This is a genomic window from Mesorhizobium sp. M7A.F.Ca.US.006.04.2.1 (assembly GCF_004022915.1).
Lineage (GTDB): Bacteria > Pseudomonadota > Alphaproteobacteria > Rhizobiales > Rhizobiaceae > Mesorhizobium > Mesorhizobium ciceri.
The window spans coordinates 1-1567 of sequence record NZ_RZQA01001143.1; the positions used below are offsets into that span (position 1 = coordinate 1).

At 62.8% G+C, this 1567-nt stretch carries 1 protein-coding gene; it reads left to right on the forward strand.

What is annotated here, in order from left to right; genetic code table 11:
• Positions 1 to 21: 21 nt before the first annotated feature.
• Positions 22 to 1567, forward strand: a 1546-nt coding sequence (locus tag EN925_RS35190; RefSeq protein WP_164894635.1) for an autotransporter outer membrane beta-barrel domain-containing protein, incomplete at its 3' end; no start/stop codon positions are given.

The window sequence follows — 1567 nt, forward strand, 5'->3', positions numbered from 1 at the left end:
GTCATGGAAACAAACGCAACGATGCGCTTCGATGGCAGTGCGTCGGCGGGAACGGCGACGATCGTCACTACCCAAAGCCGCATCAACTTCAACGACGAAACATCGGCCGGTGCGGCTTCGATCACCGGCAATGGTAGCAGGACGTCCTTCAACGGCAATTCGAGCGCCGCCAATGCCACGATTGGCGTTACAATCCAAGGAACGCTCGACTTCTACGACACCGCGTCTGCCGGCAGCGCCGCCATCACCAACAAGGGCGGCTTCGTTGGCTTCCATGGCGCTAACACGGCGGATGGGGCCGCGATCATAAACGATACGGGGGGAAAGGTCGACATCTCCGAAATGACGTCGGACGGTATCGCGATTGGCTCGCTTTCGGGCGATGGTCTCGTCTTTCTCGGCTCGAAGTCGCTGACGCTTGGCGGATTGGATAAGAACGACACCATCGGCGGCGTCATCCAGGATGGCAGCACTGGCATCGGAGGGAGCCTCGTCAAGACCGGCGCCGGCACGCTGACGCTGAACGGCGTCAGCACCTATACCGGTCTGACCACCATCGGCGGCGGCAAGCTCGTTGTCGGCGACGGCAGCCATTCCGGGGCAAGCATTGCTGGCGCCATTGCGGTTGCAGCCGGCGGCACGCTCGGCGGTTTGGGAACGGTGGGTACGACCACGATCGCTTCTGGCGGCACGATTACGCCGGGCAATTCGATCGGCACGCTGAATGTGTCAGGCGATTACACGCAGGAGATAGGCTCGACCTACGAAGTCGAGATCAATCCGGCCGGCAATTCCGACCTGATCGACGTGACGGGCAAAGCCACCATCCAGGGTGGCACCGTCTTCGCGCTCAAGGCGCCGGGCGGCTACAGTGCCGGAACCCGCTACACGATCCTGAGCGCGGATCAAGGCGTGACCGGCACCTATGATGCGTTCGACCAGAACGCCCCGTTTGTCGACCTGGCACTCGCCTATGACGCCAGTAATATCTATCTCGACGTTGCCCGCAATGACGTGTCGTTCTGCGACGTGGCCGGCACCCGCAACCAGTGTGCCACCGCCAATGGCGCCGAAAGCGCCGGGCCGGGCAACCCGATCTACGATGCAATCGCCGGCCTTCCGGACGATGAAACCGCACGCGAAGCCTTCGATGCGTTATCTGGCGAGATCCATGCGTCCGCCAAATCGGCGCTGATCGAGGACAGCCATTTTGTCCGCGATGCCATCAATGACCGCCTGCGTGCGGCCTTCGAGGGGGTAGGGATCCCGGCAACGCCGGTGCTGGCCTATGGCGAAGGCGGTCCGATGCTGGCGCCTGCCACCACCGATCGCTTTGCCGCCTGGGGCACGGCTTTCGGGTCATGGGGCACCTTCGACGGCGACGGCAATGCCGCAGGCCTCGATACCTCCACCGGCGGCTTTCTTACCGGCGTCGACGGCCTTGTCGCGGAGGATGTGCGGCTTGGCATCATGACTGGCTACAGCCACACGAGCTTCGATGCCGACGGCCGATCCTCGTCAGGCTCGAGCGACAATTATCATCTCGGCCTTTATGGTGACACGCAGC